At 64.1% G+C, this 23,100-nt stretch carries 20 protein-coding genes; 9 read left to right on the top strand and 11 right to left on the bottom strand.

Going from position 1 to position 23,100, the window contains the following annotated elements; genetic code table 11:
• Positions 1 to 73: 73 nt before the first annotated feature.
• From dmpG to U5782_RS40400, 6 genes are all read right to left on the bottom strand, one after another.
• Positions 74 to 1,138 carry a 4-hydroxy-2-oxovalerate aldolase gene (gene dmpG, locus U5782_RS40425; protein ID WP_322049472.1) on the bottom strand — a complete coding sequence of 355 codons (1,065 nt, stop codon included), beginning with the start codon at positions 1,136 to 1,138 and terminating at the stop codon, positions 74 to 76.
• A gap of 23 nt (positions 1,139 to 1,161) precedes the next feature.
• Positions 1,162 to 2,046, bottom strand: a complete 885-nt coding sequence (locus tag U5782_RS40420) for an acetaldehyde dehydrogenase (acetylating) (RefSeq protein ID WP_322049471.1) — start codon at positions 2,044 to 2,046, stop codon at positions 1,162 to 1,164.
• Positions 2,047 to 2,107: 61 nt separating this feature from the next.
• Positions 2,108 to 2,890 (bottom strand): 2-oxopent-4-enoate hydratase, encoded by a 783-nt coding sequence (gene dmpE / locus U5782_RS40415; RefSeq protein WP_322049470.1) that lies wholly within the window; start codon positions 2,888 to 2,890, stop codon positions 2,108 to 2,110.
• A 90-nt stretch (positions 2,891 to 2,980) separates the two neighbouring features.
• Positions 2,981 to 4,360, bottom strand: coding sequence for a DUF1329 domain-containing protein (locus U5782_RS40410; protein ID WP_322049469.1), 1,380 nt, complete (start codon positions 4,358 to 4,360; stop codon positions 2,981 to 2,983).
• Positions 4,361 to 4,404: 44 nt separating this feature from the next.
• A complete protein-coding gene (locus U5782_RS40405) occupies positions 4,405 to 5,982 on the bottom strand; it encodes a DUF1302 domain-containing protein (protein WP_322049468.1) in 1,578 nt (525 codons plus the stop codon).
• 156 nt (positions 5,983 to 6,138) lie between these two features.
• Positions 6,139 to 6,954, bottom strand: a complete 816-nt coding sequence (locus U5782_RS40400) for an SDR family oxidoreductase (RefSeq protein WP_322049467.1) — start codon at positions 6,952 to 6,954, stop codon at positions 6,139 to 6,141.
• A 157-nt stretch (positions 6,955 to 7,111) separates the two neighbouring features.
• On the opposite strand from U5782_RS40400, the gene U5782_RS40395 reads away from it, so the two are divergent.
• The 5 genes from U5782_RS40395 to U5782_RS40375 all read left to right on the top strand — a co-directional run bounded on the left by U5782_RS40395 (position 7,112) and on the right by U5782_RS40375 (position 11,678).
• Positions 7,112 to 7,999, top strand: a complete 888-nt coding sequence (locus U5782_RS40395) for an alpha/beta fold hydrolase (RefSeq protein ID WP_322049466.1) — start codon at positions 7,112 to 7,114, stop codon at positions 7,997 to 7,999.
• Positions 7,996 to 8,790: a glucose 1-dehydrogenase gene (locus U5782_RS40390; RefSeq protein WP_322049465.1), complete on the top strand. Its 795-nt coding sequence runs from the start codon at positions 7,996 to 7,998 to the stop codon at positions 8,788 to 8,790. The genes U5782_RS40395 and U5782_RS40390 overlap by 4 nt, the downstream gene beginning before the upstream one ends.
• Before the next feature lie 611 nt (positions 8,791 to 9,401).
• Positions 9,402 to 9,788: a nuclear transport factor 2 family protein gene (locus U5782_RS40385; RefSeq protein WP_322049464.1), complete on the top strand. Its 387-nt coding sequence runs from the start codon at positions 9,402 to 9,404 to the stop codon at positions 9,786 to 9,788.
• The gene (locus U5782_RS40380; RefSeq protein ID WP_322049463.1) at positions 9,785 to 11,029 is read left to right on the top strand and encodes an NADH:flavin oxidoreductase; all 1,245 of its coding nucleotides are present in this window, start codon (positions 9,785 to 9,787) and stop codon (positions 11,027 to 11,029) included. The genes U5782_RS40385 and U5782_RS40380 overlap by 4 nt, the downstream gene beginning before the upstream one ends.
• A gap of 10 nt (positions 11,030 to 11,039) precedes the next feature.
• Entirely contained in the window at positions 11,040 to 11,678 is a 639-nt protein-coding gene (locus U5782_RS40375; protein WP_322049462.1) for a TetR family transcriptional regulator, read from the top strand.
• A 37-nt stretch (positions 11,679 to 11,715) separates the two neighbouring features.
• On the opposite strand, the gene dbpA is transcribed toward U5782_RS40375, so the two are convergent.
• From dbpA to U5782_RS40355, 4 genes are all read right to left on the bottom strand, one after another.
• Positions 11,716 to 13,113, bottom strand: coding sequence for an ATP-dependent RNA helicase DbpA (gene dbpA / locus U5782_RS40370; protein WP_322049461.1), 1,398 nt, complete (start codon positions 13,111 to 13,113; stop codon positions 11,716 to 11,718).
• A gap of 203 nt (positions 13,114 to 13,316) precedes the next feature.
• Entirely contained in the window at positions 13,317 to 14,903 is a 1,587-nt protein-coding gene (locus U5782_RS40365) for a Na+/H+ antiporter (RefSeq protein WP_322049460.1), read from the bottom strand.
• 52 nt (positions 14,904 to 14,955) lie between these two features.
• Positions 14,956 to 15,609, bottom strand: coding sequence for a DsbA family oxidoreductase (locus tag U5782_RS40360; protein WP_322049459.1), 654 nt, complete (start codon positions 15,607 to 15,609; stop codon positions 14,956 to 14,958).
• Positions 15,610 to 15,724: 115 nt separating this feature from the next.
• Positions 15,725 to 16,189 (bottom strand): RidA family protein, encoded by a 465-nt coding sequence (locus tag U5782_RS40355; RefSeq protein WP_322049458.1) that lies wholly within the window; start codon positions 16,187 to 16,189, stop codon positions 15,725 to 15,727.
• Between the two features lie 232 nt (positions 16,190 to 16,421).
• Between U5782_RS40355 and U5782_RS40350 the strand changes: the two genes are divergently transcribed.
• The 4 genes from U5782_RS40350 (at position 16,422) to U5782_RS40335 (ending at position 22,040) form a co-directional block, all read left to right on the top strand.
• The gene (locus U5782_RS40350) at positions 16,422 to 17,687 is read left to right on the top strand and encodes a leucine-rich repeat domain-containing protein (protein WP_322049457.1); all 1,266 of its coding nucleotides are present in this window, start codon (positions 16,422 to 16,424) and stop codon (positions 17,685 to 17,687) included.
• A gap of 284 nt (positions 17,688 to 17,971) precedes the next feature.
• Positions 17,972 to 18,904 (top strand): LysR family transcriptional regulator, encoded by a 933-nt coding sequence (locus tag U5782_RS40345; RefSeq protein ID WP_322049456.1) that lies wholly within the window; start codon positions 17,972 to 17,974, stop codon positions 18,902 to 18,904.
• A 29-nt stretch (positions 18,905 to 18,933) separates the two neighbouring features.
• The gene (locus U5782_RS40340; RefSeq protein ID WP_322049455.1) at positions 18,934 to 20,031 is read left to right on the top strand and encodes a nitronate monooxygenase; all 1,098 of its coding nucleotides are present in this window, start codon (positions 18,934 to 18,936) and stop codon (positions 20,029 to 20,031) included.
• 248 nt (positions 20,032 to 20,279) lie between these two features.
• On the top strand, positions 20,280 to 22,040 hold the full coding sequence (locus U5782_RS40335) for a DNA-binding protein (protein ID WP_322049454.1): 1,761 nt from the start codon (positions 20,280 to 20,282) through the stop codon (positions 22,038 to 22,040).
• Between the two features lie 492 nt (positions 22,041 to 22,532).
• Here U5782_RS40335 and U5782_RS40330 read toward each other — a convergent pair.
• The coding region (locus U5782_RS40330) for an SIR2 family NAD-dependent protein deacylase (protein WP_322049453.1) at positions 22,533 to 23,100 on the bottom strand (568 nt) is incomplete at its 5' end.

Raw genomic sequence — 23,100 nt, 5'->3', positions numbered from 1 at the left:
CAGGGGCGACGCTAATAGACCGACAAGAAACCAAGGAAACGCCAAAAACAGCAAGAACCACGAAAAATAAAATTCAGGCGATATTAAACCCACGCTCACGCGCAAGCGTAATAGCGGTATCTTCGATCATATCCTCCTGCCCACCGACAAGCCGCTGTCGGCCCATTTCAACGAGAATATCGCGCGCCGGCACACCGTATTTAACTTCAGCGCGCTTGGCGAATAAAAGAAACGAAGAATAAACCCCAGCATACCCCAGCGTAAGCGCATCCCGATCAATCCGAATAGGCGCATCCATAATTGGCAGCACGAGATCCTCAGCCACATCGGAAATCGAAAAAACATCGACGCCAGTCTCAATCCCCATCCGCTCACAAACGGCAACAAACACTTCCATCGGCGTATTCCCAGCCCCAGCGCCAAGCCCAGCCGCGGCAGCATCAATCCGACAAGCCCCAGCAGCAATCGCTGCGATCGAATTAGCGATCCCCATCGCCAGATTATGATGCCCATGAAATCCCAACTCGGTCTCAGGCCGCAGCGCCTCCCGCACGGGCACGAGTCTGGCGGTGACGTCATCGGGCAGCATATAGCCCGCAGAATCGGTAATGTAGATGCAATTAGCGCCATACGATTCCATGAGCTTAGCCTGCTCGACGAGCAACTCAGGCGGAGCCATATGCGCCATCATCAGAAACCCGACGGTATCCATACCCAACTCACGCGCCAGCCCAATATGCTGCCCAGAAACATCAGCCTCAGTGCAATGCGTCGCCACGCGAATCGTATTGACGCCCAGCCCATGCGCCATGCGCAAATGATCGACCGTGCCGATGCCGGGCAGCAAAAGCGCTGAAACCTTAGCCTGCTTCAACTCGCCAATCACAGCTTCCAGATACGCCTCATCGCTATGCGCGGGAAAGCCGTAATTGACCGACGCACCGCCAAGCCCATCGCCATGCGTCACTTCGATAAGCGGCACACCCGCCGCATCGAGCCCGCGCGCAATGCCGCGCATCTGATCGAGCGAAATCTGATGGCGCTTGGGATGCATCCCGTCGCGCAGCGTCATGTCGTGCACGGTAATGCGCCTGCCCGCGAGCGCTTGAGCGGTCGTGTCGTGAAGAGTGTGTTGCATCGTGACTCCCTTGATAGCGGTGTTCAAACGGCGGCCAGCATCTGCTCGGCGAAGACTTCGCCGGTGCGCGCGGCGGCAGCCGTCATGATGTCGAGATTGCCCGCGTAACGCGGCAGATAATCGCCCAGTCCCGCGACTTCCATGAATACGGATACGCGCTTGCCGTCGAATACGGGCCCGTTCTTGAGCGTGTAGCCCGGCACGTAGCGCTGCACTTCCTCGACCATCTTGCGCACCGACTCGGTGATCGCTTCGACATCCGGTTCGTCGACGGTCAGGCAGTGGATGGTGTCGCGCATGATGAGCGGCGGCTCGGCCGGGTTGATGACGATGATCGCTTTGCCGCGCTGTGCGCCACCCACGGTCTCGATCGCGCGTGAGGTGGTGCGCGTGAATTCGTCGATGTTCTTGCGCGTGCCGGGGCCGACCGAACGCGATGAGACGGTCGCGACGATTTCGCCGTACGCAACCGGCTGTACGCGCGCGACCGCATGCACGATGGGGATCGTCGCCTGCCCGCCGCAGGTGACCATGTTGACATTGAGTGTGTCCGCCAGATGCTCGCCCAGGTTCACGGGCGGCACGCAGAACGGGCCGATCGCAGCAGGGGTGAGGTCGATCACGCGCACGCCGCGCGCCGTGAGTTTGTCCGAGTGCTCGCGGTGCACATAGGCCGAGGTCGCGTCGAAGGCGATGCGGATGCCATCCGCTTCGAGATGCGGCAGCAGGCCGTCGATGCCTTCGGACGTGGTCTTGAGACCCAGCGCCTGGGCGCGCGCGAGTCCTTCCGAGCCGGGATCGACGCCCACCATCCAGACGGGGTCGAGCACGGCGCTACGGCGCAGTTTGTAGAGCAGATCGGTGCCGATGTTGCCAGGCCCGATCAGCGCGCATGGAATCTTGCTCATGGAGTGTTCCTTGTTGTGGCGATGGGGAAACGGTTCGGATTGCTGATCAGGTGAGAGCCGTTCAGACGAAGCTCACCTCGCAGCCGCCAATGCCTTCGATGCGCATCGTCAGGCGGTCGCCAGCCGTCACGGGTATCAGCGCGGCCAGTGCGCCTGAAAGCACGACTTCGCCTGCAAGCAGCGGCATGCCGAGTTCGCCGAGCGTGTTGGCGAGCCAGGCCACGGCGTCGGCGGGGTGGCCGAGCGCTGCCGCGCCCACGCCTTCGCCCGCGTTCGCGCCGTTCTTTTCGATGCGCATGCGGCACGCTGCGAGGTCGACGTCGCGTGGCGCGACGCGTTCGGGGCCGAGCACGTAGACGCCGCTGGAGGCGTTGTCGGCCACGGTGTCGCCAATGCGGATCGCCCAGTCGCGAATACGCGAATCGACGATCTCGAAGCACGCGCCCACGGCTTCGGTGGCGTCGAGCACGTCGGTACGGTCGATGCCCGGACCGCGCAGGTCGTGGCGCAGATAGAAGGCGATCTCGCCTTCGGCGCGCGGCTGGATCAGGGTATCGGCGCGAATCGCCGCGCCGCTTTCGTGGTGCATGCCCGAGAGCAGCATGCCGAAGTCGGGCTGGCGCACGTCGAGCATGTCCTGCACGGCCTGGCTCGTCACGCCGATCTTCTTGCCCACCACGGCTTCGCCCGCCGCCACGCGGCGCGCGATGTAGTGCTGCTGGATGCGGTAGGCGTCGGCGAGCGGCAGCGCGGGCAGGCGCGCGGTGAGCGGCGCAATGGGCGCGCGCTCGCGCCAGGCGGCATAGAGCGCGTCGCCGAGCGCGGCGAGTTGGGCTGAGGTCATGGCAAGCGGTTCGGTGGGAATGAGGAGAAAGCCCGCCGGCTCGAAAGAGTCGGCGGGCGAGGCTGCGGAAGTGTGGCCCGGGTGCGTGGCTCAGACGCCGTCGCCGCGGATCGCGTCGGGCGAGTAGTACGCCTCGTTGGTCTGCGTGGTGGGCGTGAGCACCGGCATCGGCTCCTGGTTGGTCAGGCGGTCCGCGTAGTACGCGCCTGAGATCAGGTCGTGATAGAACACCGACGTGGAGTAAAAAGTCTTCGCGTCATACGCGTAGAGCGTGGGCGCGAAGTTGGTGCGCCAGAGCGTGCCGCGCGCGTCGTAGTTGTCGGCGGCCACGGCGTTCCAGGTGTCCTCGTCCAGATAAAGCACGCGCTTCGCGTATTGATGGCGATAACCGGACTTCAGCGACGCTTCGAGCACCCACACGCGATGCAATTCGAAGCGCATGGTCTGCATGTCTTCGTGGCCCTTGGTGAGCAGCGTCGTGTACTTGATCGACGGGTCCATCATGCGGTAGTTGTCGTAGGGCACGTAGATTTCGCGCTTGCCGACAATCTTCCAGTCGTAACGTTCGCCCGAACCGTTGAAGAGGCGGTCGTCGTCCACGGTGCGAAAGCCACCCGGGCCTTCGGGCTGGTCGAAGCCGAATTCAGGCGACTGGCGCACGCGTCGCGTGCCGGGGTTATAGGACCAGGTGCGGCGCGTGTCCGAGCCTTCCTGATCCCACATTTCGTAGCCCGTAATGATGGTGCCGCGATCCGAGAGCGGCAGCACCGTGGTCTGGCGGAAGAAGCTGCGACCGTTGAGCTTGCCGTCGGACTGGAACGGGACGGTCGCGCGCGGTCCATAGATCGAATATTGCACCTTGCCCCATGCAATATTGCCGTCCGGATAGACCACCGCCTGGTCGTAAGTGGCGTTCTCCGCTTCGATCATCGAGGCGAAGCGCAGATTCCACATCGCCTCCACACCGTTCTTCGGCACCGGGAACGGTGTGACGGGCGGGAAGTCCTTCAGGCCGTTCTGGTCCTTCGTCATCACCGTGTTGGGTGCGTAGGCGTGGATCGCCTTGTACACGGCGTCGGGGTAGGCGAAGTCGCGATGGCTCGGATACACCGTGATCTTGAAGGTGTCCGGGTACTTCTTGAAGAGCGCTTTTTCGCCGTCGGTGAGGCGTGCCGCGTATTGCTGCATGTTTTGCGCCGTGATCGTGACGATCGCCTTGTCACTGGCATACGGATCGGGATAGCGCTCGCCCGGTTTGTAGTTCACGCCCGCAGGCGTGCCGACGTACTTGCCGGTCCAGGCGGGAATGCTGCCATCCGCGTTGCCGGCGCGCTCGGCGCCCATCGGCGTGAGCGTGGTGTCGAGCTTCGCGAGGTCCGCGGCGCTCGTTTTCGCGAACGAGCCCGCGGCGATCGCGACGCCTGCCGCGATCGCGCAGGCTTGCATGGCGTGGTGAAGGGTTCGACTCATGACCATTCCTCTTGCAGTAAAAATACAGCGGGTAACCAGATGCTTCAGAAGGAGTACGTCGCCGTGGCGAGTACGTAATCACGATCCGCGAGCGGGCGTAGCGTGGGGTTGGGCGTGCCCAGGAACTTTGCGTAGACGAGCGAGAGCTTGAGATTCGAAAGACGCGTGAAATCGACGCCGACCGTCACACGATGGTCGCCCACACCCGTGAGAGAACCGAGCGCGCCTGAGAGCGCCGAAGTGCCCGTGAAATCGTCGGAATAGGTGAGCGGCACATCCATGTCCCAACCGTTGAACACGTTCTTGTAGCTGAGCGTCCAGGCGAGTTCGAAGGCGGCGGCGTTGCGCGTATTGGCGAGCGTGGTCGATCCATAGACCGGCGTGACGTTGCCGGTGTGCACATAGGAGACTTCCGCGACCAGCGTTTGCGAGGCGGCGAGGAAAGTCGGCCCGATCGAATAGATCGCTGAGAGGTTCGACTGCCAGACATCGCCGCGCGTGGCGGTGGCGCCCGTCGGCGCATTGACGAGCACGGCCGCGCCCTGGCGATACGAGCTTTCGCCCGCGAAGTTCACGCCCATCGCTTCGGTCGAAAAGCTGATGCCGGTGAGCTTGATGTGATCGAAATACTTTTGCTGATACTGGAGCGTCGGGTAATAGCTGAACACGACGCTGGGATTCATGTCGTTGTAGTGCAGGTAATACGCACCGATTTCCGTATCGCCGAACACGCGCCAGCGCGCGCCGACACCCCACTGGTCGTTGTTGTTCGGCTTGATGTCGGCGCCGCGCGGAATCAGCGTGCCGCCCGGCCCGATCAGGAATTGCGCGCCGGGCCCGGTGATATCCGAGTAGCTGAAGTAGCTGCCCGGCGCGGTGAGATCGTTGTGCTCGAAAGCAAATTGCCAGTAGGCCAGCAGGCTGAAGTTCGTCGCCAGTTGCCATTGCGCCGAGATTTGCGGCACGGGCAGCAGGATGTCTTTCACCTCGGCGCCTGCCACGTAGGATTTGGTGGCGTCAGCAGGCCCTTGTGCGCCCGCGATATTCGGGAAGAACACGCTTTCGCCCCACGCCAGCACTTGGTCGCCTACCTTCACGTTGAGGTTGGTCTTGCCGATGTGGAAGGTGTTGTACGCGTAGGCCGCGAGCAATTGCGGGCGTGCACCGGCCCAGTAGCTGGTGTCGCCCGTGAACTGGTTGTAGGTGCCCGAATGATTCACCGTGTCGGGCGCGTCGTTGTAGTTCGGACGGTGATAGACCTGATCGTAGAACGCATCGGCGCGCACGAATACGCCCCAGTCGTCGTGCTTGAGATTGACCTCGCCAAGGATGTTGGCCTGGTTCTGCATCAGCTTGCCGGACTTGAAGTTGCGGTCGCCGTCGTCGCCGTTGATGTTGTCGGGGCCGAGCAGATTGCCGCTGGGCGCACGCGTACGGATCCCGAGTCCGTAGCCGAGCGTGAAGTTGTAGTCGAGCGTGGTGTTGTCGCCGATCGCCAGGGTGTCGCCTGCCCAGACGGGGGCCGCGGCGCTCACGCACGCCGCCGCCAGAGCGAGCCGGCAGACGGCGGTGATCGGTTTCAAGGCGATCGGTCGTGGTGCGCGCGGTGGGTCGATTCTCATTGCGTCTCCTCTGAAGGCTCCGTTGTGGTTTTGTCGTGACGTCGTTGTGCTCAGAGGTTAGGGGGCGCGTGCGCGGCGAGAATCGTCAAAACGGACTACCTGGTTCCCCTCAGTGTTCTCGTGCGTATCGGGTGGGTCTTGCGCGTCGATCTGTGCTTATGCACGCTCGAAGGCCTTGCCTGCCGCAGTCGCCGCGAGAAATGCGGGTACTTCGCCGCCGCCTTCGAGTACGAGATTTGCGCCCGATGCATAGGACGCGTAGCCGGACGCGAGAAAGAGGCACGCCTGGGCGACGTCCTCGGGCAAGGCGAGACGCCCGGCGGGCACGGTGGCGGCGGCTGCTTGCAAGCCTTTTTCGCCGACGTGGTCAGAAGTGGCGGCATCGGTTTGCACGAGGCTCGGGCTCACGGCAGCTACGCGCACCTTCGGCGCCCATTCCACCGCGAGCGAGCGCACGGCATTGAGCACGCCCGCTTTCGCCGCGCCATAGGCGGCGGTGCCGGGCGAGGGCCGCAGCGCGCTCACGCTGCCGACGAACAGCAGCACGCCGCCCTCGGCCTGACGCTGCATCACGGCGTTGGCGCGCTGCGCGAGCCAGAGCGGCGCGATCAGGTTCAGGCGGATCACGGATTCGGTGAAGCGGGGCGAGGCCTGCGCGGCAAGGGCGAAAGGCGCGCCGCCCGCATTGCTCACGACCACGTCGAGGCGGCCGGTTTCGGCCTCGATGCGCGCGATGAGGGCATCGAGCGCGTCGATGTCGCGCACATCGGTGGCGATGGCGCGTATGGGGGCGGGAGCATCGGTATCGGCGGTATCGGCGGTATCGGCGTCTTGAGGCTCGGCGGGCAGGCTGCGTCCGCACACATAGACGATCGCGCCTGCAAGGCGAAACGCTTGTGCAATGGCCGCGCCGATGCCGCGCGTGCCGCCGGTCACGAGCACGGTTTTGCCGCTGAAATCGAAGGCTGTCATGGCCAGGGTCTCCTTGAATTGAAAGAACGAGGCCGATGGTAGAGAAAAGCCCGGGTGGCTTCTTAGTCTGAAAAGACGATGCGGCGCGCGTTCGCGCCCCTGATGATCGACGGCAAGCCGCGCATAGGACAGCGCATCTATCAGGAGACACGCGCGCATGACAGCAACCCCAAACACTGCATTGCCCGTTGACGCCATCGGCGCTTATACCGATGTCGAGGGCGGACTGAGACTGCATCATTTCGAAGCTGGCAGCGGCGAGCCCGTTGTGTTCATACATGGCAGCGGGCCGGGCGCGAGCGGCATCAGCAATTTCCGCCATAACTATCCGCAGTTCGCGGCGGCGGGTTACCGCGTTATCGTGGTGGACCTGCCTGGCTACGGCGCATCGTCGAAGCCGGCTGACGCGCAGTACACGCTGGACTTCTTCGTGACGGCGCTGCGCGAGCAATTGAAGGCGCTGGGCGTGGGCCGCGCGACGCTGCTTGGCAACTCGCTGGGTGGCGCCATTGCGCTCAAGTACGCACTCGACTATCCCGACGACGTGGCGGCGCTCATCATGATGGCGCCCGGCGGCGTGGAAGAGCGCGAGACTTACTTCCGCATGGAAGGCATCCAGAAGATGGTGTCGCTGTTCACCAATCGTCAGATGAACCGGCAGACCATGCGATATCTGCTGGAATTGCTGGTGCACGACCGTTCACTGGTGACGGATGCGCTGGTGGAAGAGCGCCTGAAAGTGTGCGAGACGCAGCCGCCCGAGGTGCTGGCGACCATGCGCGTGCCGAACCTGACGCAGCGGCTGGTGGAACTGCGTTGCCCGGTGCTGGGCTTCTGGGGCACCAACGACCGCTTCAATCCGGTGAGCGGTGCGATGCAGTTTCTGGAGCACTGCGAGGATGCGCGCTTCGTGCTGATGAACCGCTGCGGGCATTGGGTGATGGTGGAGCATCGCGACTATTTCAACCGTGAATGCCTGGATTTTCTGGCGGGTTTGCAGGCCATGCCGGCACGTACTGAACACAACGACAAGGAGACAGCATGAGCAACCTTCAAGCGATCACGCAGCAATTATTCGATCTGGGCGGCAAGGTAGCCGCTATTACGGGCGCGGCGCGGGGCATTGGTGCGCAGACGGCGCGCACGCTGGCGTCGGCCGGAGCCGCTGTGGCGGTGCTCGATGTTTCGGAGCATGGGGAGGCTTTGGCGGCTGAGATTGTTGCCGCTGGCGGTAAGGCTTTCTTCTGGCGGCTCGATGTTACGCAGGAAGCCGATGTCGAGCGCGTGTTTGGGGAGATTGTGGCGAGGTTTGGGCGGCTTGATGTGCTCGTCAATAACGCGGGCATTGAGGGGGCTAATTTGCCTACGCATCAGATCTCGCTCGAGCAGTGGCGGCAGGTTATGGATGTGAATGTCACTGGCGTTTTTCTTTGCACCAAGTATGCGATTCCTGCTTTGCAGCAGGCCGGTGGCGGTTCTATCGTTAATGTCTCTTCCATGTATGGGATCGTGGGTGGGCCAGATGTGCCCGCCTATCACGCTTCTAAAGGCGCGGTGCGGTTGATGGCCAAAACCGACGCCATGCTATATGCCGCTCAAAATATTCGCGCTAATTCTGTTCATCCTGGGTTTATTCGGACGCCTTTGCTCGAGGAGGCCTTTCAGAAACTCGGCGATCCTGAGCAGATTTTTGGGCAGATGAAGATGATGGTGCCTATGGCTAAAATTGGCGATCCGGTTGATATCGCTGCTGGGATTCTTTATCTCGTCTCGCCCGCCGGGCGGTATGTTACCGGCGCTGAGCTTGTTATTGATGGTGGCTATACCGCCAGGTAATTTTGAATCGTCGTGGTTCTTGCTGTTTTGGCCTTTCCTTGTTTTCTTGTCGGTCTATTAGCATTGCCCCTGTGCGGGGCGGCACCTACTTTTCTTTGCCGCGGCAAAGAAAAGTAGGCAAAAGAAAGCCGCTCACACCGCCAGTGTGACGCAGTCCACAACCAGCCGTACAAGGGGAATGGTATAGGAGCATCCGTCACCTCGCACCACAAAACAAAGTGACAAAGCGCTCATACATCCCACTGCTCGCTACGCGCGCAGCGGTCGGGTCTGCAAGGGAAGACCCGTACTAAAGGCATTTTCGCAATACCTGGCAAACCTTCGGTTTGCCGGTTATGCCCCACGGGGCGCGTAGCGTCCCCGGAGGAATGACGGCCTTGTCACTTCGTTGTGTGGTGCGAAGCGACGGATGCTCCTATACCTTTCCCCCTAAAAGGCGGTTTGTGGACTTCGTCACACTAGCGGTGTGAGCGGCTTTCTTTTGCCTACTTTTCTTTGCCGCGGCAAAGAAAAGTAGGTGCCGCCCCGCACAGGGGCGACGCTAATAGACCGAAAAGAAATCAAGGAAATGCCAAAACAGCAAGAACCGCGAAAAAATTAAGGATACAAAAATGAATGATCAGAAATTAATGAAAGCAACATTGCAAGAATACATAGAAGCATTCAACGCAGGCGACGCATCGCGAGTAATAGCCCTATTCGCCAGCGCAGCCACGATTGAAGACCCGGTAGGCACGCCCATAAAGCGCGGCAGCGAAGAAATCGCTGCATTCTACGGCCACGCCACGACCTTAGGCGCCCGCCTTGAACTGCAAGCCCCGCCGCGTGGCTCCCACGCCAACTCAGCGACGATCACCTTCAAGGTGCACATAGCGGGCCCGAACGGCCCGGCCCACATCGACGTCACCGACGTAATGGAATTCGACCAGCACGGCAAGATCACGAGCATGCGTGCCTACTGGGGCCCGGACGACTACCACATCGCGAGCGCATCATGACCGGGCCACGTGAGCCGGCCAAGGCCATGACGACGGCATTCAGCCCGCTCACACTCGGCCCCATAACCCTGCGCAACCGCGTTATCAAATCGGCGACCAACGAGGGCATGGCGCCGCGAGGCGTCCCCTCGCAGGCCTTGCTGAAGCACCACGAATGCATAGCCGCCGGCGGCGCGGCGCTCACAACAGTCGCCTACTGCGCGGTAAGCCCCGACGCCCGCACCTTCGTCGACCAGCCGCAACTAGACAGCGCCACGCGCACGCCATTTCGCGCCCTCACCGACGCCGTCCATCGCCACGGCGCGGCTGCCAGCGCGCAGATCACGCACGGCGGCTGCTTCACCTTCTTGCCCGATCTATCGACACGTCGTCCATTGAGTTCATCCGGAGGGCTAAATAAGGTCGGCCTGATGAGCGGCCGCTTCTTCAAGCAGGCAATGAGCGAGCGCGATATGGACGCCTGCGCCGCGCAGTTCGCCCAGGCCGCACGCCTCGCCCGCGAAGCGGGTTTCGACGCCGTCGAAATTCATATGGGTCACGGCTATCTGCTCAGCCAGTTTCTCTCGCCGCTCTACAACCATCGCCGCGATGCCTATGGCGGCTCCACCGCACAGCGCGCCCTGTTCCCATTGCGCGTGTTGCGCCGGGTGCTGGACGCCGTGGGCCGCGATTGCGCCGTGCTCTGCAAGATCGGCGTGACCGAAGGCGTGAAGGGCGGCGGCAACGCCGAAGACGCCGCTGAAATCGCGCAACTGCTGGAAGCCGAAGGCGCGCATATGCTCGTGCTCAGCGGCGGCATGAACGTCGAGTCCGTGTGGCAGCTATTCGGCAGCCCTTTACCGGACGAGGCACGCGCGAACGTCGAGAATCCGGTCGTACGCGCCGCCATGCGTTTGCAAAAGCTCACCGAACCGCGTTTCGACGGCTTTCGGGAGATGTATTTTCTCGAACACTCTCGCAAGGTGCGTGCAGCAGTGAATCTGCCGCTTACGTATCTTGGCGGTGTGCGTTCGGCGGCGAATGTCGTGCAGGCCATGCAGGAAGGGTTCGATGCCGTGGCGCTGGCGCGCGCGCTGCTGTTCGAGCCGGGTTTCGTGAATCGCTTGCGCCGCGAGGCCGATGCGGTCTCGGGCTGCACGTCATGCAATCGCTGCGTAGTGAGCATGTATACGCCAGGCGGCACGGCCTGCGTGCTGCAAGGCGAAAACGATCCCGCGCCCAATCGCGTGCCTGCGGCTTGAATGGCCAGACATGGCTAAGCGCACGAAAGAGGCGGCCCAGGCAACCCGCAGCCTGCTGCTCGACAGCGCCGAGTCGCTCTTCGCGCAGTACGGCGTTTCGCACACTTCGCTCGCCGATATCGCCGATGCTGCCGGTCTCACGCGCGGCGCAATCTATGGGCATTTTCGCAACAAGGCCGATCTGCTCGAGGCGTTGCTCGAACGTACGCGTTTGCCGCTCGAAGCGCTGATCGGCGCGTATGTCGATCCGCAGGCGCTGGATCCGCTGGCCGCGATGCAACGCGCGATCCTCGTTTGCCTGCACGATGTGCAATGCGACGCGCGGCGGCGGCGCGTCTTCGAGATCGTCTTCAATCGTTGCGAACTGGTGGATGAGATGGCGCCCGTGGCGGGCCGCATGCGCGAGTACGCGAGCGAGGGGCTCGCGAATCTGGAGCGGGGTCTGCTCAACGCCAAGCGTCGCAATCAGGTGCCGCAGGCGCTGGATGTGCCGCTTGCCGCGGCATTGCTGCACGCGCAGGTCACGGGCTTGATCCGCGATAGCCTGCTCGTGCCGCAGCGTTTCGATTTTGTGCGCGATGGTCCGCGCATGGTCGCAGCGATGTTCGAGGTGCTGCGCCATGCGCCGGAATGCGCCGCCATGATTTGATGCATCGACTGGCGGCGAGGCAAGCGCCGGGTCGTGCTTACTCTTCCATCAGGCGCGCGCGCACCTTCTTGCCCTTCACCTTGCCCGCGTTGAGCTTGCCCACCGCCTTGCGCGCGATGCTGCGCTCCACGGCCACGTAGGTCGAGAACTCGGTCACGTTGATCTTGCCGATCTGCGCGCCCGTGAAGCCGGCTTCACCCGTCAGTGCGCCCAGCACGTCGCCCGGGCGGATCTTTTCCTTTTTGCCGCCCAGGATCTGCACGGTCTCCATCGGCGGCAGCAGCGGTTCGTTGCTGGCCGGCTTCAGCTCGGCGAGCGGGTGCCATTCGACTTCGCGCTTGATTGCCTGTTCGATGCCGCCCACGCGGCCCATTTCGTTCATGGTCGCGAGCGACAGCGCCCAGCCGTCCTGGTCGGCGCGGCCCGTGCGGCCGATGCGGTGCACGTAGACTTCGGGGTCAGGCGTCACGTCGACGTTGATGACGGCTTCGAGTTGCGCGATGTCGAGGCCGCGCGCGGCCACGTCGGTCGCGACGAGCACCGAGCAGCTACGGTTGGCGAACTGGATCAGCACCTGGTCGCGCTCGCGCTGGTCGAGCTCGCCGTGCAGCGCCAGCGCGTGGAAGCCCTGGGCGCGCAGCACGTCCAGCAGGTCGCGGCATTGCTGCTTGGTGTTGCAGAACGCGATCGTGCTGACCGGCCGGTAGTGGTTGAGCAACTGGCCGACTGCGTGCAGACGGCTGGTTTCTTCCACTTCGTAGAAGCGCTGGCGGATCTTGCTGTCGTCGTGACGCTCTTCCAGCTTCACTTCCTTCGGGTTGCGCAGGAATTGCTGGCTCAGCTTGGCGATGCCTTCGGGGTAGGTCGCCGAGAACAGCAGCGTCTGGCGTTCCTTCGGGCACTGGCGCGCGACCTTGGCGATGTCGTCGTGGAAGCCCATGTCGAGCATGCGGTCCGCTTCGTCGAGCACGAGCGTGTTGAGCGCGTCGAGCGAGAGGATGCCGCGTTCCAGGTGGTCCATGATGCGGCCCGGCGTGCCGACGATGATGTGCGCGCCGTGTTCGAGGCTCGCGGTCTGCGGCTTCATCGGCGTGCCGCCGCACAGCGTGAGCACCTTGACGTTTTCTTCGGCGCGCGCGAGGCGGCGGATTTCCGTGGCGACCTGGTCGGCCAGTTCGCGCGTGGGGCACAGGATCATCGCCTGGACGTCGAGGCGGCGCACGTCGAGCTTCGCGAGCAGCGCGAGCGAGAAGGCCGCGGTCTTGCCGCTGCCCGTCTTGGCCTGCGCGATCAGATCGTGACCGGCGAGCGCGATCGGCAGGCTGGCGGCCTGGATCGGCGTCATCTCGACGTAGCCGAGCCGGTTGAGGTTCTCGAGCGTGGCGGGCGCGAGCGCGAGCTCGCTGAAGGGCGTAGCGGTGGGTGTATTCGTCATGCTGGGTCTCGCGCCCCGGTAGGGGCGGATGCCGCGACAAGGCGGCAGGAATGGATCGGGCGGCGCTGGCTGCGCCGCGCGTGGCGCAATTTTAACGGATGCGGGCGGGAAGGCGGTTGGCGGTGTCGTTTTGGGTCGCCTGTTTGACGGTCTGGCGGCTGTTTTTCTGCGAAAAGTGCGCGAAGCCGCCCGAATTCCGGCTCCTAGCCGCGTGCGTGCTGCGCGCCCAGTTCCTCCAGGTCGAGATCGTGCTCGATCGCGTGCAGCATCTCGTCGTCGATCAGGCCCGCGCGGTGCATCCGCAGGATTTCCGCGCGGCCCGCGCGCACGGCGGCGAGCACCACGTCGTAATGGGCCGTGCGCACGTCGACGGGCAGGCTTTCGGCATGTTCGAACGACTCCGAAATGGTGGCGCGATAGGTGTACTGCTCCAGCAGGCGCGGATGGATCACGCTGCCGTCGGGCCCGTGCACGAGCGGCTGGATCGCTTCGAGCTGGACGGCCATCAGGCGTGCCCACGCTTGCGGCTCGGTCAGATAGAGCGCGCCGGCCTGCGCATCCTGCAAGGGACGCACGAGCCGGATCAGCGGCCCGATCGTCACCCCCTGGAGCAGCACCGTGAAGAGGATCACGGCGAACGCCGCGAACAGGATCAGGTCGCGCCCGGGCAGGCTTTCGGGCAGAGTCAGCGCGATCGCGAGCGTCACCACGCCGCGCATGCCCGCCCAGCTCACGACGGCCGCCGCACGAAAGTCCGCGTCCAGCACCCGGCGCGGCGCGAGGCGATGGACGATGGCGCGGATGCTTTCGATGCCGAAGGTCCAGATGCAGCGCGAGAGGACCACGGCGACCACCACGGCGAGCGCCGCGGGGCCAAGCTGGGCAAGCGCTTCGCCCGCGCCGCCCAGGCGCACGATCACGCCGCGCAGCGACAATCCGATCAGCACGAACACCAGCGCTTCCAGCACGAACACGAGCACCTGCCAGAACGCCGTGCCGCGCATGCGCACGCGCGCGGAAAACACCTCGTGCTGATGCCAGCCCAGGTACATCCCGCAGGTCACGGTGGCGAGCACGCTCGATACCCCCGCCATGTCGCCGGCGATGTAGCTGAACCAGCTCGCGCTCACCGCGACGGTGATGATCAGATAGTCGTCCTCCAGCAGGCGCAGCAGGTTGGTCGTGAGATAGCCGACCAGCCAGCCCACCACGATGCCGCCCAACGCCAGCCCCGCGAAGCTCAGGAGGGCGCTCGACGTGCTGAACGCGCCAGTGAGCGCGGCGGCGATGGCGAAGCGAAACAGCACGAGCCCGGCGGCGTCGTTGAGCAGGCTCTCGCCTTCGAGCAGGACCATGATGCGGCGCGGCAGCGCGAGACGCTCCAGCACGGCGCGCGCGGCAACGGCGTCGGGCGGCGAGACCACGGCGCCCAGCGCGAAGCACACGGCCCACGGCAGCGTGGGCGCGACCCAGTGCGCGACAAGGCCCACGGCCCAGGTGGTAAAGGCGACCGCGCCGATCGCGAACAACAGGATCGGCGTGATATGGCGCTTGAAGTCGGCCCAGACGAACAAGTAAGCGCCGTCCATGAGGAGCGGCGGCAGGAACACGATCAGCACGAGATCGGGGTCGAGCACGACGAGCGGCAGGCCCGGCGCGAACGCCATCGCCGCGCCGCCCACCAGCAGCGCGGCGGCGGGCGGCAGGCGCAGACGCCGGGCGATCAGTTCCAGCGCAACGATGGCGATAAGGGATAGCAGGACGAGTTTGAAGGCCGAGACGGCGGACATTGGGGTTCCCCTTGGTTTTGTTTTTTTCGCTCGTCGCGGCCTGGGGGCGTCCTTAGCCCTCGTGCTGCGGCTCCGCCAGAATCTGCCGGATCGCGTTTTCGAAGGTCTCGACCGGCTGACCGCCGTTGATCAGATATTGCTGGTTGAACACGATGGCGGGCACCGACTGGATGCCCATTTCCTGCACCTGGGCTTCTTCGGCGCGCACTTCATCGGCATAGGCGCCGCTTTCGAGCACCTTGCGCGCGGCATCGGCATCCAGCCCGACCGACTGCGCGGCGCTCGCCAGCACCTCGCGGTCGCTCACGTCCTGGCTATCGCCGTGATACGCGCGCAGCAGCGCGAGCTTGAGCGGCAGTTGCTTGCCTTCGAGGCCGGCCCAGTGCAGCAGGCGATGCGCGTCGAAGGTGTTGTAGACGCGCGTGCGCGGGCCGAAGGTAAAGCCTACGCTCGCGCCGCGCTCGCGGATCGCTTCCTGGGTTTCGGCGATCTGCTCGGGCGTGCGGCCGTACTTCTTGCCGAGATACTCGACGAGCGACGCGCCGCCCGCGGGCATGTCCGGGGTCAGCTCGAAGGGATGCAGGACGATGCGGGCATCGACCGCGTCGCCAAGGTTCTCCAGCGCGCGCAACAGCGACGAAAGGCCGATCGCGCACCAGGGGCAGGCGATATCGGAAATGAAATCGATTTGTAGCGCTTGGGTCATGGTGGTTCCAAAGGGGGGCGCTGCGCCGCGCAGCGCGAATCCGGCGATTCTCTCACGGCGTGGCGACGCGCGTGGCGGGCGGGTTAGGTCGCCTTTGGGCACCCGTAGGCACTCGTCAACCTGCCCGGATCGAGGCGATCACCACCAGCGCCACCGCCGCGTTGGCGGGCAATTGCGTATGCGAAAACGCCGATCGCGCGTGCCCGGCCTGCTCGCCGAGCACGTGTGCAAAGAGCTCCGACGCGCCGTCGAGCACGCCCGGCTGATCGTGGAAGCCTTCCGCGCTGCTCACGTGGCCTTCAACGCGCACGATGCGTTCCAGCCGCTCGAAGCCGCCCAGGTGTCGCCCGATCTGCGCGAGCACGTTGAGCGCGGTCGTGCGCGCCGCGGCGCGGCCTTCCTCGACGCTCAGGTCGCGCCCGACCTGGCCCGTGAAGGCCATCTGGCCGTTCACGAGCGGCACCTGGCCGGAGATGAACAGCAGATTGCCCGCTTCGCTCACGGCGGTATAGCTGCCGAGCGGCTGGGGCGCTTCGGGCAGCGCCAATCCGAGATCGGCGAGACGTTTTTCGACAGTCATTCAGGGTTCCTCTCTTTGTTGCATGGGGCGAAGACGCCATGTGTCGGCGATGGAAGCTGCCAATGCTGCGCACTGTAGCCGCCCGGGCGCACGCCAGCCAGCCACGGCGGGGCAATTCACTTTGAACGTCGCGTAACAAAAGCGCAGGTGCGCCCGTCGAGCGGGAAAGTGCGCCGGTGACTGAACGGGCTTGGTGTATAAATGCGCAATCTAAGTCAGATTGGAGACGCCCGTGGCCGACACCCCGCCCAACAGCACAAAGCCGGCAGCCGAAGCCGCGCGCATACCGGATTCGCGTCGTGTCAGATTCTGGGCGCTGTGCGGTGGCCTGGGCGTTCTGCTCGTGATCCTGCTGTTGCTGTTCAATCCTTTCCGGGAAAAACTGGATGAACGTGCGCTGGGCAGCCTCGGATTTTTCACCGGTGTCTGCGATGACGGGGGCGCTTCCACAGGCGTGCCCGAGTCGGGCTGCCTCGCGTTGCGGGCGAAGTCGCCGATGACCACCTCGCAGCTCGCCGCCGCGATCCCGCATCTCGAGAAGCTGCATCTCAAACTCCAGTTGAATCTGGCGGACACCGCAGTCGATAACATCGACTCGCTGAAAGACCTGGACGATGTGGAATCGCTCGACTTATCCGGCACACAGGTCTGGAACATCGACGCGCTACAAGGCATGCATTCCCTGAAGCGGCTCGTGGTGCACCGAACCCAGGTTCAGGACATCGCTGCGCTCAAAGAGTTGACCGGTCTGCAATCGCTCAATCTCTGGGATACCCGCGTAGCGAATCTGGACGCACTGAAGGATTCAAGCGACCTGCGGCAACTCGATCTGCGGGATACGCAGGTTCGCGACCTCGACGTGCTGGCGAAACTGCCTAATCTGGACACCCTCAAACTGGGGGGCGCGAGAAACGTCAGGAGCATCAAGCCGATCGGGCAATTGACCGCGTTGAAAACGCTCGATCTCAACGAGACCCAGGTCGATAGCCTTGCGCCCTTGAGCAATCTGCACGATCTTCAGGCGCTCTATCTCGCGAATACCCCAATCCGGGATATCGATGCGTTGAAGGACATGCCCAATCTGACGACGCTCGTGCTCGACGGCTCGAAGGTCGAGAATATCGACGCGATGCGCGGGCTGCTCCAGTTGCAGACGCTCGTTCTTTCGCGCACGCAAGTCACGGACATCGACGCATTGAAGGGGCTGACAGGCTTGCAAAGGCTCAACCTCTCGGACACCAACGTCGAGAACATTGACGCACTGAGCAATCTCAAGAGCCTTAGAACGCTCAATCTTTTTCGCACGGACGTTCAGGATATCAATGCGCTCAATGGGCTAAAGGGTTTGCAGGAACTCTATCTCGCGAACACACCGGTCAAGAATGTCGACGTGCTCAAAGGCCTGACGGGGTTGCGGGAGGTTGTGCTCTATGGCACCAAGGCCAGCAACGTGGACGACATCAAGGCGGCTTTGCCCAACACCCGGATTGTCTGGTGAGGCGCTTCAAGTCGCGAGAGCAGGGCGTTTTGTCCCGCGTGAGTTGGCCACGCTGAGCGATTACCCCATGTAACAAGTCAAGTGCGACGGCCTGCATTGATCGGGCCTCGCGCGGCCCGTACAGTGCGTGGCATGGACGGCGCGACGGGCGTGCCGTCATTGCCGGACGCTCGGTTATCATCATGTCGCTCTTATCCTGTTCGCCTGCACGAGCCGCCGACGCGGCGCTCGAACGTCAGTGCAGGAGCGAAGCGCATGAACCGATGCAACGCCCGGGTGAATCCATGCAACGCAACTTCGACGATTTGTTACTGGGCAGCATCGAGCTGTTCTGCCTCGCAGCCGAACTCGGCAGCTTCACGCTGGCGGCCACCCAGGCGAGCGTCACGCCCGCCGCTGTGAGCCGGTCGGTGGCGCGTCTCGAAGCGCGGCTGGGCGCGCGCCTGTTCGTGCGCACCACGCGCCAGATTCGCCTGACCGATCCGGGCCGCCGTTACTTCGAGCAATGCCGCGAAGCGCTCGCACAACTCGTGGACGCCGAACGCGAGGTCACCGGCCAGCAGACCACGCCGGCCGGCGTGCTGCGCATCAGCATGCCGACGCCCTACGGGCACTATCGCGTGCTGCCATTGCTCGCCGCGTTTCGCGCGCAGTATCCACAAGTGGAAGTGGAAACGCACCTGAGCAACCGCAACATCGACTTCGCCGATGAAGGCTTCGACCTCGCCATTCGTGGCCGCGCACCCGACGACTCCAACCTCGTGGCGCGCAAGCTCGAAGACGCGGAACTCGTGATCGTGGGCACCGCCGCGTATCTGAAGCGTGCGGGCAAGCCGCGCACGATCGAGGACTTGCAGGGCCACGATTGCATTCAGTTCGAACTGCCAAGTAGCGGCCGCAATATTCCCTGGCTCTTCAGCGAAGGGGAGAGCGAACTCGAAGTGGCGACCCAGGGCGGCTATGGCACCTCGGGCGACGTGCTGGCGGGCGTGACGCTCGCGCGCCACGGCGCGGGGCTGTTCCAGACCTACCGCTTCATCGTCGCCGAGGATCTGGCCGCTGGCCGCTTGGTGGAAGTGATGCCTGAGAAGGGCGGACGCTCGCGGCCGTTCTTTTTGCTGTATCCGCACGGACGTTATCTGTCGTCGCGCGTGCGGGTCTTCGTTGACTTTCTGGTCGACCAGCTCGGCCCGAAGCCGAAACGGCGCACGCGTTGAGCGCGCGCCCCACCGATCGAGGTATTCCGATGAACGCTTCCCGCATCCGCCTGCTCGACAGGCTTCAACTGGGCAAACCCATCGTGCAGGCGCCGATGGCCGGCGTCAGCACGCCCGCGCTGGCCGCGGCGGTGTCGAACGAAGGCGGCCTGGGGTCGCTCGGCATCGGCGCGATGAACGTGGAGACCGCGCGCAAGACGCTGCGCGAGACCCGTGCGCTGACCGACCGGCCTTTCAACGTGAACCTGTTCTGCCATCGGCCCGCGCGCGTGGATGACGACGTGAATCGCCACTGGACCGAATGGCTCGCGCCGCGTTTCGCACAGTTCGGCGCGCAGCCGCCCGCATCGCTCAGGGAAATCTACGTGAGCTTCGTGGACGATGCCGCGATGCTCGCCATGCTGATCGAGGAGCGCCCGGCCGTGGTGAGCTTCCATTTCGGCCTGCCGCCGCAAGCCGCGATCGACGCGCTCCACGCCGCGGGCATCCTGTTGTTCGCGACCGCCACGAACCCCGACGAAGCCGCCCAGGCCGTGGCGGCGGGGGTGGACGTGCTGGTCGCGCAGGGTATCGAGGGCGGCGGCCATCGCGGCGTGTTCGACCCCGACGCGCGCGACCCGCTGCTCGGCACGTTCGCGCTCACGCGGCTGCTCGCGACGCGCTTCGACGTGCCGGTGGTGGCGGCGGGCGGCATCATGGACGGCGCGGGCATCGCGGCGGCGCTGGCGCTCGGCGCGCAGGCCGCGCAACTGGGCACGGCCTTCGTCGCGAGCCCGGAAACCGCGATCGACGACGGCTACCGGCGCGCGCTGCTCGGCGAGGGCGCGCAGCATACGACCTTTACCTCGGCGATCTCGGGACGCGTGGCGCGCAGTCTCGTGAACCGCTTCACCGAACTGGGCGAGGCCGCCGACAAGCCCGCCGTGCCGGCCTATCCCGTGGCCTACGATGCGGGCAAGGCGCTGAACGCGGCCGCGAAGGCGCACGGCGAATCGGGTTATGGCGCGCAGTGGGCGGGGCAGGCCGCGCGGCTCGCACGGGCGCTGCCCGCCGCCGAGCTCGTGCGCACCCTGCATCGCGAAACCGAAGCGGCGCTCGCCGATCTGCGCGACCGGATTGGCGGCTGACGGCTCGAGTGATGTCCTGAGAGGGGATTTGCAGATCGAAATACACTGCGACCCTAAAATCGTTAAAATCGCTGCGGTCGTCGGCAATTCCGTGAATAACTCCCCGTAAACCCGGCTTTTCGGCCGATCAATCCGGGAACGCTTGCCCGACAATCTTCACCATTGAAGGGGCGATACCGCCCCGCCTACTCACCGACGAATGGTCTTCGTCACCTTAGTCACCTTACTTACGCGTTATCGAGGCGGATATGTCTAGCGGCAACATTACGATCACGGACGAACTCGTTGCTGAAATCGCAACCCGCATGGCCGATGAAGGCCAGACGGTGTCGCCTGTGGCCATCTGGTCCGAAGTCCATACCGGGTCGGTGGTATCCGTCGCCGCGTCGCTGCGCAAGTGGCGCGAAGCGCGCACGCCGCGCGTGCCGCAGGTCGCCGAGCGCCCGGCGCTGCCCGAAGCCGTGACCGACACGATGCACGATGCGCTCGAGCGCCTGTGGTCGTCGGCGCAGGACGAAGCCGAACGCGCCGTGGCCCGTCGTCTTGGCGCGATGCGCCAGCGTGTCGAGGACGCGAGCAGCGAGCGCGACGAAGCGCTCCTCGAACTCCAGAACACGGTCCAGGAACTGGATTCGCTGCAAGGCCAACTGGATCGCGTGACCAACGCCTACGAGGCGAAGGTCGATGCGGTGGCGGGTCTGGAGGAAGACCTCGCACAGGCCGTGCAACGTGCCGAAGCCGCCGACAAGCGCGTGCAGGAACTCGGCGAGCGCGTGTCGGCGCTCGAAGCGGAGCTGGAGCAGGCGATGTCGGAATTCGCCGGGGAGCGTGCGGCGCACGCGTCCGTGGCGTCCAGTGAGGCGGCTGACGATGTGGCCAATGATGTGGCCGATGACGTGATCGAGGGCGAAACGGAGGCGGCCCCTGAGGCGCAAGCCGTGCCGCAAGAGAGCGCCGAAGCCGCCATCGACCACGAAGCCGAGCGTGCCGCTCTCGAATCGACGCATGCAGAATCTGTCGCGCGCCTCGAAAGCGAGCTGGAAGCGATCCGCGCCGCGCTGCACGCCGAACAGGAAGCACACGCCGCACAGCGCGAAGAAGCGGCTGGCGCGCACGCCGAACGCGATGCGGCTGCCGTCGACCTGCAAAACGCGCAGACGCAACTGGCCAGCCTGACGGTCGAGCGCGATGCTGCAGCCCTCGACCTGCAAAACGCGCAGACGCAACTGGCCAGCCTGACGGGCGAACGCGATGCCGCCGCCCTCGACCTGCAAAACGCGCAGACGCAACTGGCCAGCCTGACGGGCGAGCGTGACGCCGCCGCCCTCGACCTGCAAAACGTGCAGACGCAACTGGCCAGCCTGACCGACGAACGCGACGCCGCAGCCCTCGACCTGCAAAACGTCCAGACGCAACTGACCAGCCTGAGCGGCGAACGCGATGCCGCCGCCCTCGACCTGCTGACCGCCCAGACGCAACTCGCCAGCGTGACCGACGAGCGCGATGCCGGCGCCTCTGAAATCGCCAAGCTGTCGGCGAGCCTGTCCGAGGCGCAAGAACGCGTCGCCGAACTCTCGGAAAGCGCGGCTGCCAGCGAAAAGGCCGAGAGCGAAGCTGCGCAAGCCGCGCAGCAGATCGACACGGAAGCGCTCGAAGCGCTGAAGGCGCAACATGCGCAGGAGATCCAGGCCCAGGCCGCTACGATCGCCGAAGCTCACGAAAACCTCGTGAAGTGGTCCGATTACGCGAATGGCCTGAAGCAGCAACTGGTGCAGGCTAACGAAAAGATGATGCTCATCCACGCGCGTGGCGTGGGCGAAGCGTCGCTGAGCCGCCGCCTTGCCGCAGAACTCGGCGCGATCAACCCGGATCACGAGCTGCTGCGCAAGGAATTCCAGCAGCATCTGATCGTCGAAGCCATCAGCGCCCAGATCGCCCAGCAAGGCTATCACTACGACGTGAATACCGGCGCCATCACGAAGTTGAATGCGGAAAACGCGACGGCGTGAGGTGAATGTTGTCGTAGTACGGAGGGTCTTTTCGACTTCCGGTCAGTGAATGAAAACGCGCGGATCAGTTTAGGTCCGCGCGTTTTTTATTGGCGGGGAGGGTTGTGCGGGATTCACTCAACCTGGTGTTCGACACGGTTAGCCGTAGACGGTCTAACGGCATGCTCGCTCATTCAACGTTGAAATTTCAAGGGTACGTCGGGCCATTCGCGGAGGGGCGAACGGCTTCTCATCGACCCGAAAGGCACGGTCCTCCGCGAGATGGACAACTGGTCGTGAGTATCCGTTTGGCGGCCGTCAGAGGCGTAATACGTCGTCGCTGGCTTGCAGAGGATTGCAACCGAATGTGGAGCCACCGTGCATTTCCTGATCACCGATCACATGCTACGGAATAGCCCGCATCTCAAGAAGCGCACCTCGGAAGTAAATCGGTGTCTGAGGTTCACGAATGGCCCCCTTTTGTCCAGGGCTAAAGCTGGCTGCGTGCCACGCTCAACGCACGTAGGTCGTCGCGACTTGAGCGATCAGCGAATCGTCGATGCGCCGCAGGACGTCGAGCGCCGTGCCGTGCAGCGACAGGAAGTTCGCGCTGCTGCTGTCTGAATCGTGGGTGTTGATACGCACGAGCGGCAAACGCAGGCTCTCGGCAAACATCCGCACGCCCGGCAGCGCAATGCCCGCGCCAATCTCGATAACAACCGGCCGGATGGGGGCCATGCGCCACACTTCCATGCGCAGGCGCTGCGAATTGGTGCGCGCAACGATCCATGCCGGATCGGAGAACAGCAGAAAGTTCGGGCGCGCACGGCCGCCGCAGCGCGGACAGCGTGGGGGCCTTGCGGGCACAATCGAGGGCGGCGCAGCCCAGATCGCCGGTGTGCAGGCACGCGCACATTGAAAACGGTGGATGGAGCCGTGGCATTCGACGATGCGTGCTTCATCGAAACCTGCGGCTTGAAACTGGCCATCTACATTGCTGGTGTAGACGAAAGCGCCGTGGTGTTTCGCGCGGGCCCACTTGAGAAGCAACTCGTACCCCGCATGAGGAATGGTGTCGCGG

The organism is Paraburkholderia sp. J67 (assembly GCF_905220265.1).
Lineage (GTDB): Bacteria > Pseudomonadota > Gammaproteobacteria > Burkholderiales > Burkholderiaceae > Paraburkholderia.
This window is presented reverse-complemented; position numbering and strand designations above follow the sequence as displayed.

Bases quoted from the DNA above. Each gene is read 5' to 3' on its own strand.
- dmpG (WP_322049472.1), bottom strand. From the start codon at position 1,138: ATGCAACACACTCTTCACGACACGACCGCTCAAGCGCTCGCGGGCAGG.
- U5782_RS40420 (WP_322049471.1), bottom strand. From the start codon at position 2,046: ATGAGCAAGATTCCATGCGCGCTGATCGGGCCTGGCAACATCGGCACC.
- dmpE (WP_322049470.1), bottom strand. From the start codon at position 2,890: ATGACCTCAGCCCAACTCGCCGCGCTCGGCGACGCGCTCTATGCCGCC.
- U5782_RS40410 (WP_322049469.1), bottom strand. From the start codon at position 4,360: ATGAGTCGAACCCTTCACCACGCCATGCAAGCCTGCGCGATCGCGGCA.
- U5782_RS40405 (WP_322049468.1), bottom strand. From the start codon at position 5,982: ATGAGAATCGACCCACCGCGCGCACCACGACCGATCGCCTTGAAACCG.
- U5782_RS40400 (WP_322049467.1), bottom strand. From the start codon at position 6,954: ATGACAGCCTTCGATTTCAGCGGCAAAACCGTGCTCGTGACCGGCGGC.
- U5782_RS40395 (WP_322049466.1), top strand. From the start codon at position 7,112: ATGACAGCAACCCCAAACACTGCATTGCCCGTTGACGCCATCGGCGCT.
- U5782_RS40390 (WP_322049465.1), top strand. From the start codon at position 7,996: ATGAGCAACCTTCAAGCGATCACGCAGCAATTATTCGATCTGGGCGGC.
- U5782_RS40385 (WP_322049464.1), top strand. From the start codon at position 9,402: ATGAATGATCAGAAATTAATGAAAGCAACATTGCAAGAATACATAGAA.
- U5782_RS40380 (WP_322049463.1), top strand. From the start codon at position 9,785: ATGACCGGGCCACGTGAGCCGGCCAAGGCCATGACGACGGCATTCAGC.
- U5782_RS40375 (WP_322049462.1), top strand. From the start codon at position 11,040: ATGGCTAAGCGCACGAAAGAGGCGGCCCAGGCAACCCGCAGCCTGCTG.
- dbpA (WP_322049461.1), bottom strand. From the start codon at position 13,113: ATGACGAATACACCCACCGCTACGCCCTTCAGCGAGCTCGCGCTCGCG.
- U5782_RS40365 (WP_322049460.1), bottom strand. From the start codon at position 14,903: ATGTCCGCCGTCTCGGCCTTCAAACTCGTCCTGCTATCCCTTATCGCC.
- U5782_RS40360 (WP_322049459.1), bottom strand. From the start codon at position 15,609: ATGACCCAAGCGCTACAAATCGATTTCATTTCCGATATCGCCTGCCCC.
- U5782_RS40355 (WP_322049458.1), bottom strand. From the start codon at position 16,189: ATGACTGTCGAAAAACGTCTCGCCGATCTCGGATTGGCGCTGCCCGAA.
- U5782_RS40345 (WP_322049456.1), top strand. From the start codon at position 17,972: ATGCAACGCAACTTCGACGATTTGTTACTGGGCAGCATCGAGCTGTTC.
- U5782_RS40340 (WP_322049455.1), top strand. From the start codon at position 18,934: ATGAACGCTTCCCGCATCCGCCTGCTCGACAGGCTTCAACTGGGCAAA.
- U5782_RS40335 (WP_322049454.1), top strand. From the start codon at position 20,280: ATGTCTAGCGGCAACATTACGATCACGGACGAACTCGTTGCTGAAATC.